General features: G+C 58.6%; 11 protein-coding genes and 1 tRNA gene. 10 read left to right on the top strand and 2 right to left on the bottom strand.

The annotated features are described in order from the left end of the window. Nucleotides 1-31 precede the first annotated feature (31 nt). Complete coding sequence (locus tag IEX36_RS00380; RefSeq protein WP_188757412.1) at nt 32-262, bottom strand: hypothetical protein; 231 nt, start codon at nt 260-262, stop codon at nt 32-34. Between the two features lie 43 nt (nt 263-305). On the opposite strand from IEX36_RS00380, the gene IEX36_RS00375 reads away from it, so the two are divergent. From IEX36_RS00375 to IEX36_RS00365, 3 genes are all read left to right on the top strand, one after another. Then, nucleotides 306-1,130, top strand: coding sequence for an IclR family transcriptional regulator (locus IEX36_RS00375; protein WP_188757411.1), 825 nt, complete (start codon nt 306-308; stop codon nt 1,128-1,130). 67 nt (nt 1,131-1,197) lie between these two features. Next, complete coding sequence (locus IEX36_RS00370) at nt 1,198-2,166, top strand: aldo/keto reductase (RefSeq protein ID WP_188757410.1); 969 nt, start codon at nt 1,198-1,200, stop codon at nt 2,164-2,166. Nucleotides 2,167-2,246: 80 nt separating this feature from the next. Then, nucleotides 2,247-2,338: transfer RNA gene (locus tag IEX36_RS00365), tRNA-Ser, on the top strand. 65 nt (nt 2,339-2,403) lie between these two features. Here the strand turns inward: IEX36_RS00365 and IEX36_RS00360 are convergent. Continuing rightward, a complete protein-coding gene (locus tag IEX36_RS00360) occupies nt 2,404-3,531 on the bottom strand; it encodes a TIGR03435 family protein (protein ID WP_188757409.1) in 1,128 nt (375 codons plus the stop codon). A gap of 252 nt (nt 3,532-3,783) precedes the next feature. Between IEX36_RS00360 and IEX36_RS00355 the strand changes: the two genes are divergently transcribed. From IEX36_RS00355 to IEX36_RS00325, 7 genes are all read left to right on the top strand, one after another. Next, nucleotides 3,784-4,650: a transketolase gene (locus IEX36_RS00355; protein ID WP_188757408.1), complete on the top strand. Its 867-nt coding sequence runs from the start codon at nt 3,784-3,786 to the stop codon at nt 4,648-4,650. Beyond that, nucleotides 4,647-5,624 (top strand): transketolase family protein, encoded by a 978-nt coding sequence (locus IEX36_RS00350; RefSeq protein ID WP_188757407.1) that lies wholly within the window; start codon nt 4,647-4,649, stop codon nt 5,622-5,624. Before IEX36_RS00355 ends, IEX36_RS00350 begins: the two co-directional genes overlap by 4 nt. 1 nt (nt 5,625) lies before the next feature. Further along, complete coding sequence (locus IEX36_RS00345) at nt 5,626-7,119, top strand: FGGY family carbohydrate kinase (protein ID WP_188757406.1); 1,494 nt, start codon at nt 5,626-5,628, stop codon at nt 7,117-7,119. Next, a complete protein-coding gene (locus IEX36_RS00340) occupies nt 7,116-8,693 on the top strand; it encodes a sugar ABC transporter ATP-binding protein (RefSeq protein ID WP_188757405.1) in 1,578 nt (525 codons plus the stop codon). Before IEX36_RS00345 ends, IEX36_RS00340 begins: the two co-directional genes overlap by 4 nt. Continuing rightward, complete coding sequence (locus IEX36_RS00335) at nt 8,690-9,769, top strand: ABC transporter permease (RefSeq protein WP_188757404.1); 1,080 nt, start codon at nt 8,690-8,692, stop codon at nt 9,767-9,769. Before IEX36_RS00340 ends, IEX36_RS00335 begins: the two co-directional genes overlap by 4 nt. An 89-nt stretch (nt 9,770-9,858) precedes the next feature. Continuing rightward, nucleotides 9,859-10,716 (top strand): D-ribose ABC transporter substrate-binding protein, encoded by an 858-nt coding sequence (locus tag IEX36_RS00330; RefSeq protein WP_229668576.1) that lies wholly within the window; start codon nt 9,859-9,861, stop codon nt 10,714-10,716. A 5-nt stretch (nt 10,717-10,721) separates the two neighbouring features. Further along, the gene (locus IEX36_RS00325; RefSeq protein WP_188757402.1) at nt 10,722-12,143 is read left to right on the top strand and encodes an L-fucose/L-arabinose isomerase family protein; all 1,422 of its coding nucleotides are present in this window, start codon (nt 10,722-10,724) and stop codon (nt 12,141-12,143) included. The last annotated feature ends 3 nt before the right edge of the window (nt 12,144-12,146 follow it).

The following is a 12,146-nucleotide window of genomic DNA, read 5'->3' as shown; positions in this document are numbered from 1 at the left end:
GTGGCGATGCTCTTCTAATTATTGAAAATTGTCAAATACAATTTTCTATATTTTGAGGAAATTTAACCTGGATAAAGCAAGCCGCTTCTGCCAAATGTACTACTGATTCTGAAGAAGATGCGTGGGCAGAGCCATTTTCCGCAAGTTGGCAATCATTACGATTATTGAAAACTACTTCCATCGCAGATAGAATGGCTTCGCTGGGCGTAGCTGCATCAGGATTGCCGGATGGCAGGGTTGTGGCAACCGCAAGCGTTTTCAATCTCAGGCACGGTCTGAGATGAAGTGCCGGAGAAACGAAAATTATGCCACCCACCACTGCACGCCGCCGCCGTCCTAAAGCCAAGAATGCCGAATCGTCGCAATCGTCTTCGGACCAGTATCTGTCGCGCGCGGTTGGTCGTGCGCTGAATGTGCTGGAGTGCTTCCCCGACGCCTTCTCCTCGTACTCGCTCAAGGAGATCTCGCAGCGGACCGATATGCCGGAGTCGTCGCTGTTCCGGCTGCTGGTGACGCTGGAGTCGCGCGGCTATCTGCAGCAGAATACGGACGGGTCGTACAGGCTTGCGCCCAAGGTGCTGCATGGGCAACTGCGACAGCGGGCCAACATCGTCCGCGATCTTGTGCATCCGCACCTGGTGGAGCTGGCGCGGCAGTTCAACGAGACGACCAGCCTCTCGTTTCTGTTTGAGGACCACATTGCCGTGCTCGATAGCATTGAGAGCTTTCACGATATACGGGCGATCAACAAGGTTGGACGCATTCTTCCGCCGTACGCCAGCTCGATGGGCAAGGCGATTACGGCGTTTCAGGAACGCACGGTGATCGACCGGCTGGTGGAGGTCTATGGGTTGTTTCGCCGCACGGAAAAGACCATTACGGACCACGGATCGATCTTCACGGAGTTCGACCAGGTACGGCAGACCGGGTATGCGTTCGACCGCGGCGAGGCCACCGAGGGCGGCATCTGCGTTGGCGCACCGATCTTCTCGCGCGGGTCGCGCGTCGAAGCCGCGGTGAGTATCTCGGTGCCGCTGATTCGCATGGATGAGACGCGACAGAGGAAGATCATCGCTGAGTTGCTGGGTGCGACCAAAAAGATGTCCGGCGCATTACAGGAAAACGCTTAGGCGTCCACGCTGGGCCACCTGTATCTTTTGCGCTTGAACAACGCCCCTTCTACCACTTCAGGGATTTATGGAATATCGCACGCTTCAAGGCACCGACCTCAACGTTTCGCGGCTTTGTTTTGGCACGATGACCTTCGGCGCACAGGCTGATGCTAGCGCTGCGCGCGACATGGTGGCGCGATCGATTGAGGCAGGCATCAACTTCTTCGACACTGCGAATATCTACCAGGCGGGCGCGGCAGAGACGATGCTGGGCGATGCGCTGAAGAGGCGTCGGCAGAGCGTTGTTGTGGCAACGAAGGTTTGGGGCAAGATGGGTGATGCTCCAGAGCAGAGCGGTCTTTCTAAAAAGGCCATCGTTCGCGCGATTGAAGAGAGTTTGCGGCGACTGCAGACGGACTACGTCGACCTCTACTACTTTCACCAGCCTGACTATGATGTGCCTGTAGAAGAGAGCCTGGAGGCGATGGACGCGCTGGTTGAACAGGGCAAAGTGCGCTTTCCGGCAACGTCGAACTACTCAAGCTGGCAGGTGGCACAGATGCTCTCTCTTGCCGAGAAGCACCGCTATCGTCCGGTCAGCGTAGCGCAGCATATGTACAACCTGCTGGCGCGCGGCATCGAGCAGGAGTTTCTTCCGATGGCGAAGGAGATGGGTGTCTCGGTGATTGCGTATAACCCGCTCGCTGCAGGCCTGCTGACAGGCAAGCACACGCGTGATGCGGTTGCAGCGGGAACGCGCTTTGACGGGAACAAGATGTATCAGGACCGCTACTGGCACGCGGAGGACTTCGACGCAGTCGATCAACTGAAGCAGGTGGGGCAGAGCGAGCGGCGTTCGCTCCTGAGCGTTGCGCTTGGTTGGATGCTGCATCACACACCGATCGACAGTATCATCCTGGGCGCTTCGCGGCTGGAACAGCTTGATCAGAACATTGCCACGGCCGGGGATGGTCCGCTCTCAAGCGATGCGGTCGAACGCTGCAATGAGGCCTGGCGCACGCTTCGCGGGCCGACGCCGCAATACAATCGCTGAGGCTCGCGCCGCGGACTTTAAGTCCCGCCTGAGATACAGTACAATGATGAGAGCGCCACAAGCGTGTCCACGCCTCTAGCGGAGAGGTGGCAGAGCCCGGTTGAATGCACCTGACTCGAAATCAGACATAGTCGCAAGGCTATCGGGGGTTCGAATCCCTCCCTCTCCGCCATTACACCTTCCAAAGACATCCTGGCGAGTCTCACTCAAAGCAAAGATCACTACGAGCGCTGTCGGCTAATTCGCCGAAGGCTGGTTCACGCTCTCAATCACCATCACCTTCGCTGGTGCCTTTACCGCATCCAGCTTCAGTCCAATCTGCTCCTGGATCGCTGTAAATAACGGGGGCGGCGCGTCCGCATTCGCTGCGTTATCTCCGCTGTTCTGCGGCGGAACCCTTCCTCCATACTGCGAGTCGTCCGGCGTCCATCGCATGGTGAGGTCGTACCGGTCCTTCAGCTCCGTCTGGTCTAACACCGGACGGTCGAGTATCCCCTGCATCACCTGCGCAAACTCAGCCATGGTCCCATTGCGCATCATCATTCTGCCCGGCGGCCCGCCCATCCCTGGAGGGCTATTCGGATCGGATGCGCTCTTCGTCAGCTTCGGTCCTGACTTCGCCACCGACAGCACATACACCGGGAGCACTTTGGTGTCGTCATGAAACTTCAGCGCAAACCGGTCTGCAAGGAGCTTTCGGACGATCCCCCTTGCCTGCTCGAGACTCGGCAAGCCTTCATGGTCCGGCAACACGTCCATGTCGAAGTGATCTTTCTTAATCCAATCCGGCCCCCCCATCACCTGTGTCGAGTGGAGGTTATACGCGAGCGTAATCAGACCTTCCACGGTGAAGTTTCTCGCCACGAGATGCCGCCCCTGCAGCGTGAATCCTCTTCCCTGCTCGTCGGGCCTGCTTGGCTTGATGGTTGCCACCTCGTACCCCGGCGTAAGCTTCGGATCCATCAGGCTCAGGGCCGGCGTTGCCTTTGGAATCTCCCACGCGGCATCGGCGCTCACATGCTCCAGCACCAGCGGAGTTTCACGCCCTCCCTGCTTCCACGTGCCGGTTGCCGATTTTCCGTCCGGACTCAGCTTGCCCTCATAGCTCATGTCCATGCCGGTAATTGCGAACTTCAGCACGCCGCCGTCTATCGACATCGTGGTCGTGGTCATTCCGCCCGGTCCCTGGTCAATGCTGAATATCTTTCCCTTCAGCGCCCCATCCACCTTCGTGACCTGTAGCACAAGGCGAAGGTCTCGTCCCGCATGCAATGTCCCTTGCCACGTCTCCGGCGCAGTTTGCGCCTGCGCTCCCATGCCTAGCAGCGCTGCCAACATACCGATCAAGATCAGGAGTTTCTTCACAACCACCACCCTCTCAGAACGTCGTCCAATTCTAATCCGCCTCAGGTCGTGGGCATCTCCGTGAGCGCGCTTTTTTTGTCATGAAAAGCGCCTTGATGCAGATGCAGAGTGTCACCCTCGGTGGCTGCATTGGGTTCGAAATGCGGAATATTCTCACGGTCACCGTCATTTCTTAAGGCGCATCCGGGCGATAGTGTTATAGTCGAGTTGCAATATAGCGCAGCTATGCATATATATGCATTGGAGAATTCCATGCAGGAAACAACCTTCAAGGAACGCCTGAATCAGAGGCCGGATACAGCTTTGCTTCAGCGCGAAGCGAATCGAATCCGGCTGAGCGCGATGACGATGACGCATCACTCCGGCGTCGGACATACAGGCGGCGACCTGTCTTCGGCGGACATCCTCGCCACGCTTTATCTCGGCGGAGTTCTGAATGTAGATACTGCCCGGCCCGCATGGCCTCAGCGGGACCGCTTCATGATGTCAAAGGGCCACTGTGCGGGAGCATTTTATTCGACGCTGGCGGCGCGCGGATTTTTTCCACGCGCGTGGCTTGGCCGATTCATGGACCCTCTTTCGCCTCTGAATGGACACCCTGATCGCAACAAACTTCCGGGGATTGAAGCGAACACGGGCCCTCTGGGGCACGGGCTGCCGATTGCAACAGGCGCCGCGCTGGCAGCGCGGATGCGCGGCGAAACCTGGCGCGTCTTCGTGCTGACGGGTGATGGTGAATTGCAGGAGGGTTCCAACTGGGAGGCCGCAATGACGGCCCATCACTACGAATTGGACAACCTGACGGTGATCGTCGACCGCAATCGCATTCAGCAAGGCGACTTTACGGAGAAGACGATTCGTATGGACCCGCTCGCCGCCAAATGGCTCGCGTTTGGGTTTTCCGTCCTTGAAATCGATGGGCACAACCATGAAGCTTTGCTCGATGCCTTTTCGCGGCTGCCTTTCGAGAAAGGTAAGCCGAGTTGCATCATTGCCAACACTATTAAAGGGAAGGGCGTGTCCTTCGCCGAGAACCAGCCAGCGTGGCACCATGGTGTGCCGACGGTCGCACAGTTGGAAGCGGCCGCAGCCGAATTGAATGTGGAGTTACCCCTGTGAGCACTGTACATACTTCGCCAGCCCATACCGGAAAGGCCCAGCGTTTCGATTGCCGCATCGCGTGGTCGGAGACGCTGGAGCAACTCGCAGCGGCGGACTCCCGCGTCTGCGCAGTTGTTAACGACTCTGTTTCTTCCACACGACTGAGCGGCTTTCGATCGAAGTTTCCAAACCGCTTTGTGAATGTCGGGATCGCTGAACAGAACATGATCGGCGTAGGGTGCGGGCTGGCCAATGGCGGGATGGTTCCCTACGTCAGCGGCGCTTCGTGCTTTCTGACTGCGCGCGCGATGGAACAGGTGAAAGTGGACATGGCTTATTCCAACTCCAACGTGAAGCTCTGTGGGATGTCGTCGGGCATGGCGTATGGCGAGCTGGGGCCGACGCACCACTCCATTGAAGACCTGGCCTGGACGCGGATTCTGCCGAACCTGTCGGTGGTTGTTCCCGCTGATCCACGTGAGACGGCCGCTGTGGTGCGCGCTTCGCTTCAGCATGTTGGACCACAGTTTCTTCGCATCAGCAGAGTTCCCGTGCCTCAGGTGAACACTGAAGACTATGAATTCACTCTTGGCAAAGCGGTACGGCTGCGTGACGGCGATGATGTAACGATTGTCGCCAATGGCCTGATGGTCAGCCGCGCTTTGGATGCTGCACAATCACTGGAGGCGCGTGGAGTGAGCGCGCGTGTGCTGAATATGAGCAGCATGAAACCTTTTGATAGCGACGCTATTATCGATGCGGCACGCACGACTCGCGGCATCGTTACGGCGGAGGAGGCACTGGCCGCCGGCGGGCTTGGTGGCGCGGTTGCTGAAGTGCTGTGCGTGCACCATCCGGCGAGGATGCGCATCCTCGGGGTTCCTGGGGTGTTTGCGCCGACAGGTTCTGCGGAGTTTCTGCTGGAACACTTCGGCCTGACGGCTACGGGAATTGAACAAGCCGCGCTCGATCTGCTGGGAGTGAGGGGCTGAGATGGCGGGACTCCTCCTTGCGCTCGATCAAGGGACAACGAACACGAAGGCCCTGCTTGTCGGACGCAATGGTGAGCCTGTGTTTCGTAAGAGCACGAGCGTGGAGTTACTGCAGCCACGCCCCGGATTGCTTGAGCAAGACCCTTTGGCGCTGTGGGAGTCTGTCCGCGAAGTAGCAACAGCTTGTGCAGAGTGGGCGCGCGCGCAACATGCAACGATTGATGGAATCGCACTCTCTAACCAGCGCGAGACTGCGTTGGCGTGGTGGCGCGACGGCAAGCCTGCGGTGAATGCTGTTTCATGGCAATGCCAACGCTCCATCTCCGTTTGCGAACGCGTTGCTCCTTATGCCGAAACGATTCGCGAGCGCTCGGGATTGCCGCTCGGGACGCTGTTGACTGCGGGCAAGTGGGCGTGGATGCTGGAACATCAGCCGCGCATGCGTGAGGCCGCCGAATCCGGCGATATCTGCCTGGGCACAGTCGATAGCTGGCTGATGTGGAATCTCACCGGCGGCAAAGAACATGTGACCGACGCATCGAATGCTTCGCGCACAGGGCTCGTCCATCTCGCAACAGTTACATGGGATGACGAGCTTCTGCGCATCTTCGACATTCCGAAGCGGGCACTGCCCCGCATCTGCGAGTCGAGCGGGTGTGCAGGAACGTGTACGACTATTCCTGAATTGGCTGGCGTGCCGATTGTCTCCCTTATTGGAGATTCACACGCCGCACTGGCCGGTCATGGACGCTTCGATGCCGGCAGTATCAAGGCAACGTACGGCACGGGATCATCTTTAATGATGCTCACCGAGGGGCGCGTCGGCACCGATGTTTTGGCGCGCACGATTGCATGGTCCGCAAACGGCGAGGTGCAGTATGCGCTTGAAGGCAACATCCCGATGACCGGATCAGCTGTGCAGTGGGTGGGCGAATTTCTCGGGCTTGCCGATCCTGCGCGCGATGTGGCTGCGTTGGCCGAGACCGTCGATGACAGCGCAGGTATCGTGCTGGTTCCTGCGATGGTAGGACTGGGAGCGCCGTGGTGGGACAGCGAGGCGCGCGGCCTGATTGCCAATCTAGGGCGTTTTCACAAAGCTGCGCATCTGGCGCGGGCAGCAATCAACTCGATTGCATTTCAAGTGGCAGACGTCTTCGCGGCGATGGAGGCCGCGTGCAAAATCAATTTGCCCGGGCTTGCCACCGACGGCGGCGCTACACGCAACAAGATGCTGATGCAGTTGCAGAGCGATCTGCTGCAACGCCCGGTGCATCGCTCCGCCTGCGAGGATTTGTCTGCGCTGGGGACGGCTTTTCTGGGCGGGCTGGCGTTGGGATGGTGGGAGTCATTCTCCGATCTTGCTGCACTACCACGCGAATCGCAGACGTTTTCTCCAACCATGCCTGCAACTCGACGGGATGAGATGTACAGCGCGTGGATCGATGCGGTTTCACGCGCGCGCTTGCGCACGGATGCAAAGAGGAGACAGATATGACCTCTGCGTCGTCCGATCTGCTGCTGGAAGCTCGCGGCATCGTCAAGCGTTATGGCGGCAATGTTGCGCTCGATCAGGTGACCTACCGCATTCGGCGCAATCAGGTGAATGTGCTGATCGGCGAGAACGGAGCGGGCAAGAGCACGCTGATGCGCATTCTGGCCGGTGCTGAGATCGCCGATAAAGGAGAGCTTCTACTCGATGGAGAACCGATCTCGATTCGCTCTCCGCGCGAGGCCGCAGCACACGGCATCTCCATCGTGCATCAGGAACTCGCCGTGCTTCCAAACCTTGATGTCAGTGAGAACATCTTTGCGGGCCGGGAGCTGACGCGTGCTTCATCCATCATTGATCGCGCCACGCAGGATCGCCGTTCGGCAGCAGCGATGGAGAAGCTTCGCAAGCCGGTTCCTGTTCGCTCTGAAGCCGCGCATCTTTCGCTTGGTTGCAGACAGTTGCTCGAGATTGCACGCTCACTGGTCTTCGGCGCGAAGTTGCTCATTCTCGATGAACCAACATCAGCTCTCTCCACCAGCGAGACGGAGTCGCTCTTTGAAGTGCTCGCGGAGCTGCGGCAATCGGGTGTGACCATCATCTACATCTCGCATCGGCTCCATGAGCTGCTCTATCTGGGAGACTGGTTTACCGTGCTGCGCTCGGGCCGTGTCGTAGGTGAGGCTCCGCGCAACGAAGTCTCGCGCGAATGGATCGTCGAGCGTATGTCCGGACGCCCTGCGGCGCCCGAAACCGAGCACTCGCGAGCAGAGCGCACGAATGCCGCTCCGCTTCTTAGAGCCGAAGGGCTTACCCTCGAAAGCAGTGGTGGCGACCAGGAAGCACAGGCCCCACTTCACTCGGTGAGCTTCGCGCTTGCGCCGGGCGAGGTGTTGGGCATCTATGGTCTGCTTGGCGCCGGGCGTACTGAGCTTGTCGAAGCGCTCGCTGGTCATCGCCGCATGGCCGCTGGCCGAGTTTATCTTCGCGACACCATAGTCGAATTGCGCAACGTCACCGATACGGTGGCGGCTGGCATCGTGCTTGTTCCTGAAGATCGGCAACGAGACGGGCTTTTCTCTGAACTCTCCGTGCGCGAAAACATCGCGATCGCGGCAACCAAAGGCATCTTTCTCTCTCGCACGCAGGAGACCGCGCGGGTGCAAGAGATTGCTCGCGAATTGAACATTGTTCCGACAGACTGCGAGTTGCCCGTCTCGCTGCTCTCGGGCGGCAATCAGCAGAAGGTGCTACTGGCTCGATGCCTGATGCGGTCGCCGTCTGTGCTGCTGCTCGACGAACCTACGCGCGGCGTGGACGTGGGCGCGCGCCAGGAGATCTATCGCACGCTGCGCCGGTTGGCCGCGAACGGACTCAGCATTCTGTTTACCTCGTCGGAGATTGAAGAGACACGTTTGCTGGCTGACCGTGTACTGGTCCTCTGCCAGGGACGCATCTCTGCACGATTTCTTCGCAATGAAATTACCGACGAAGCACTCTTCGCAGCAGCCAGCCCATCCGTCTCGCGCCCAGAGCGCGGCAATGCGCTGGCGCATACACCTTCATGGAGTCAGGGATGAATTCAGCCGCCACCGCCGTTTCCCGGCCGCAACGAACTTTGGCCGTCTCAGCACGCATAGCGCTTCTGCTGCTGAAGGCGCGGGCCATTCTCGTCCTGTTGCTGCTGCTTATTCTCTTCTCTGCTTTGGCGCCAGCGTTTCTCACGCTCAATAACTTCTCCATCCTGACCAAGCACGTCTCCATCTCTGCACTACTGGCGGTGGGAATGACATTCTCCATTCTCACTGGAGGCATTGATCTGTCCGTTGGCTCGCTCGCAGGATTAAGCGGCATGGTTGCGGGCTATGTGCTCACACAGGGATTTCACCTTGGCGGTAGCCAGTATTTCCCTCCGGCCATTGTTGCGATTCTCTGCGCCATTGCAGCTTGCCTGCTCGTAGGACTGCTGAACGGATGGCTGGTCGCGAAGGCCAACGTTGCGCCATTTATTGCCACACTTGGAACGCTCTACATCGCGCGTGGCGCGGCGCTGTTGATCTCGAACGGCAAGACCTTCCCCGATCTGGCAGGAATACCCGCGCGCCACAACACAGGATTTCCAGCCATTGGCGAAAGCGCCTTTCTTGGCCTTCCGACTCCGGTTTGGATTATGCTGGCGGTCTTTGCAGTGACATGGCTCATTGCGGTCAAGACTCCGCTTGGCCGCCATATCTATGCGATCGGCGGGAATGAGCGCGCGTCGGTTCTTGCGGGCATTCGTGTCAATCGCGTGAAGGTGTTCACGTATGTCTTCTCAGCGTTCACGGCCGCGCTGGTGGGTTTGATTATTGCCGGACAACTGGAGGCCGCGCATCCTGCGACTGGTGAGAGCTTTGAGCTGACCGCGATTGCAGCCGTAGTGTTGGGCGGAACTTCGCTGATGGGGGGACGCGGCACCATCACCGGATCGCTCATCGGCGCCTTCGTCATCGGCGTGCTCGAAGACGGACTGATCATGCTGGGCGTCTCGCAGTTCTGGCAGATGGTGATTACGGGCCTGGTGATTGTGATGGCCGTTGCGATTGATCAGCTTCAAAGCCGCATTCAAGCTCGTCTGCTGCCTTATATGCTTACCTCGACGGAAGGATCGCGGTGATACGACGCCGTCTTTGCACATCGATCACTTTGCTGGCGATCTCGGCACTTTGCCTTACAGGGTGCCATCGAGCAGACCTGCACAAAAAATTGATCGCTATCATCGTCCCGTCCGAGGACAACCCTTTCTTCAAGACAGAGGCCGATGCTGCAGCAGCGCACGCCGTAGCGCTGGGATATCGTGTACGTGTGAACTCGCACGATGATGATGCCTATCAGCAGGACAACCTGATCGATGCGGCGATTGCATCGAATGCAGCAGCGATCATCCTCGACAACGCAGGCACGGATGCCTCCATCTCGGCAGTGCGGCGCGCGACCAAAGCCGGTATTCCCGTATTCCTTATCGACCGCGAGATTGCTGTGAGTGGTTTGGCTAAAGCGCAGATTGTCTCCGATAACGATCAGGGTGCGCGGCTTGTCGCCGGTGAGTTCGCGCGCATTCTCGGCGGCAAAGGCAACTACGCAGAGCTGCTTGGGCGCGAGTCCGATACAAACGCGCAAATTCGCACCAAGGGATTTCACGCAGTTCTCGACGCACACCCCGGCCTTCATCTCGTCGAATCACAGTCTGCAAACTGGTCTGCGGAAGAAGCATTTCAAAAGACCGAAACGATCTTGCAAGCCCATGCTGATCTTGATGGAATCATCGCGGGCAACGATACGATGGCGGTGGGCGCGGCGGCCGCCGTCAGATCTGCCGGACGTACAAAGATTAAGATCGTTGGATTCGACGGCAGCCCCGACGCTCTAAGCGCAATCAAAGAAGGCCGCATCGAAGCCACCGTGTTGCAGCCGGCCGTCTATATCTCCAACCTCGCGGTCGATGAAGCGGACCGCTATCTGCATACTGGCAGCACCGGTCAGCCTGAGCGGCAGAGCATCCCATGCGTGCTGGTCACGCGCACCAACGTTGACGACTTTCATAACTTTGAGAAGATCAGGTAACTCCCATGGCTAACTTCACACTTGGCGTCATTCTCGGCAATCGCGATTTCTTTCCAGACGTGCTGATTCAAGAGGCACGCCGCGACCTGGAGAAGTTATTCTCCGAACTTTCGATTACTCCCATCTGGCTAACGCCTGTGGAGACGCGCTTTGGGTCTGTAGAAACCTGGGCCGACGCGACGCGCTGCGGTGAACTCTTCGCGCAGCATCGCTCCTCCATCGACGGCATCCTCGTCTCTCTGCCTAACTTCGGTGATGAGAAGGGCGTGGCGGATTCGATTCGCCTTTCTGAACTGCGAGTTCCGATTCTGGTGCAGGCGAGCCCCGACGATCTCGATCAGTTCGGCCTCGAACGCCGCCGCGATGCCTTCTGCGGAAAAATCTCCGTCTGCAATAACCTCCGCCAGTATGGCTTCCATTACTCGCTCACGCGCGACCATACCGTTGCCATCAGCGATCCGCGTTTCCGCGAGGACCTGACTCAGTTCATGTCCGTTTGCCGGGTTGCGCGGGGGCTGCGCCGCGTCCGCGTGGGCGCCATCGGTGCGCGGCCCAATGCCTTCAACACAACACGCTTCAGTGAAAAACTCTTTGAGGCCTCGGGGATCTCCGTTAATACGATGGACCTCTCTGAGGTCTTCGGCGCTGCCGCCAAGATCAATGACTCCGATCTGCGCGTCAAAGAGCACATCGAACAGATTCGCGCCTATGCGGATTCTTCCGCAGCGCCGGCAGAATCCATGCTGCGGATTGCCAAACTCGCTATCGTCATTGATGACTGGATGCGCTCGCTTGGCCTTGCTGCTACGGCTATTCAGTGCTGGAGCTCGCTGCAAAAAAACTACGGGGTGAACGTCTGCACCGTCATGTCGATGATGAGCGAGCAGATGCTGCCATCGGCTTGCGAAGTCGATATCGCGGGCGTCGTCAGCATGTATGCGCTGCAACTCGCGAGCACACGGCCCAGCGCTCTCGTGGATTGGAACAACAACTATGGCAAAGATCCGGACAAGTGTGTCTTCTTTCACTGCGGCAACTGGGCACGCGACTTTCTACCCGACATCCGCATCGGAACTGCGCCGATCCTGGGCACCGTCCTCGGCGAGGAGAACACAGTCGGCGCGCTCTCGGGCCGCACGCCGGCCGGCCCCGTAACCTTTGGCCGCATCAGCACGGACGACCTTACTGGACGCATCCGCGCCTACGTCGGAGAAGGCATGTTTACCGATGATCCACTGGACACTTTCGGCACAAAGGCTGTTGTCCATGTCGAACGCCTGCCAAAGCTGATGCAATATATCTGCCGTAACGGATTTGAGCATCATGCGGCAATGAACGGAAGTCACTGTGCAGCCGCCGTAGCGGAGGCACTAGGAAATTATCTTGGGTGGGAGATATATCACCATGCCTCCGAGACGGAGTCCTGATAC

The sequence above is a fragment of the Edaphobacter acidisoli genome, assembly GCF_014642855.1.
GTDB lineage: Bacteria > Acidobacteriota > Terriglobia > Terriglobales > Acidobacteriaceae > Edaphobacter > Edaphobacter acidisoli.
Note: the sequence above shows the minus strand (reverse complement) of the source record. Positions and strands in the feature narration are given on the sequence as shown.

Excerpts from the sequence above, each read along its gene's own strand:
- IEX36_RS00375 (WP_188757411.1), top strand. The coding sequence starts at position 306 with ATGCCACCCACCACTGCACGCCGCCGCCGTCCTAAAGCCAAGAATGCC.
- IEX36_RS00370 (WP_188757410.1), top strand. The coding sequence starts at position 1,198 with ATGGAATATCGCACGCTTCAAGGCACCGACCTCAACGTTTCGCGGCTT.
- IEX36_RS00355 (WP_188757408.1), top strand. The coding sequence starts at position 3,784 with ATGCAGGAAACAACCTTCAAGGAACGCCTGAATCAGAGGCCGGATACA.
- IEX36_RS00345 (WP_188757406.1), top strand. The coding sequence starts at position 5,626 with ATGGCGGGACTCCTCCTTGCGCTCGATCAAGGGACAACGAACACGAAG.
- IEX36_RS00340 (WP_188757405.1), top strand. The coding sequence starts at position 7,116 with ATGACCTCTGCGTCGTCCGATCTGCTGCTGGAAGCTCGCGGCATCGTC.
- IEX36_RS00335 (WP_188757404.1), top strand. The coding sequence starts at position 8,690 with ATGAATTCAGCCGCCACCGCCGTTTCCCGGCCGCAACGAACTTTGGCC.
- IEX36_RS00325 (WP_188757402.1), top strand. The coding sequence starts at position 10,722 with ATGGCTAACTTCACACTTGGCGTCATTCTCGGCAATCGCGATTTCTTT.